The sequence below is a fragment of the Alcanivorax sp. HI0083 genome (genome assembly GCF_001635175.1).
Map to the genome: position 1 here is coordinate 1 of NZ_LWFX01000312.1, position 848 is coordinate 848.

The 848-nt window shown below is 57.4% G+C and carries 1 protein-coding gene; it reads right to left on the reverse strand.

Features of this window, described 5'->3' with window-relative positions:
- On the reverse strand, positions 1–801 hold an 801-nt coding region (locus tag A3754_RS03310; RefSeq protein ID WP_304439790.1), incomplete at its 3' end, for a FimV family protein.
- Positions 802–848 lie beyond the last annotated feature (47 nt).

The window sequence follows — 848 nt, forward strand, 5'->3', positions numbered from 1 at the left end:
AGCGGAACGGGTGGAGATGGTGCGCACTTCCTGCTCGTTAGGGATACGCAGAACGGTGCCTTCACGCACCAGGTTCACGTTGTTATTGATGAACGCATCCGGGTTCATCTCCTGAATCGCCACCAGCATCTGTTGCACCGACACACTGTTCGAGGGGCGATTATTCAGGGCGATTTGCCACATGGTGTCACTGGAACGCACGGTATAACTGTTGCGCGGGCTGTTATCGGCTACTGCCGGTGCAGACTGAACCTGCTGAGGCTCCGGTTCGATGGCGGGCTCAGGCGCTCTGTCAGGCTGGGATGTTGTCGCGGCTGCGGGCGCCGGCGCAGGAGTAGGCTCGCTGCGAGTCACTGGCTGCGGCACGCGACTGATGGTCGGCGCAGCGGTTACGGTGCTATCGGCAAAGCTGGGCGGGTCCAGCAATACCGTATATTCACGCATCAGGCGGCCGGTGGGCCACAGGAATTCAACCAGGAAGTTCAGGTAAGGTTCACGCACCGGCTGGTCCGTAGAAATATGCAGCTGGGCCTTGTCACCCTCCTGAAGCTCTACAGAAAATTCCAGACGATTGAGGAAATAGCTGCGATCAACGCCAGCAGCATCGAATTCTGACTGGGGCGCCAGATTCACCAGAATCTCCTCTGCTGACAGGTCGCCGACCTCGTGCAGAGAAACATCCATATCCAGGGGCTGGTTCAAATAGGAATTAAGCTGGTATTCCCCTACCCCCAATGCTGCCGCTACGCCAGGCGCCATCATCGCCACAGCTGTTAAGCCAAACCCAAGTTTTCGAAGCATGGTCGAACCCTTTATTTATTATGTTTCCCGCGCTCAGCCCGATCCCG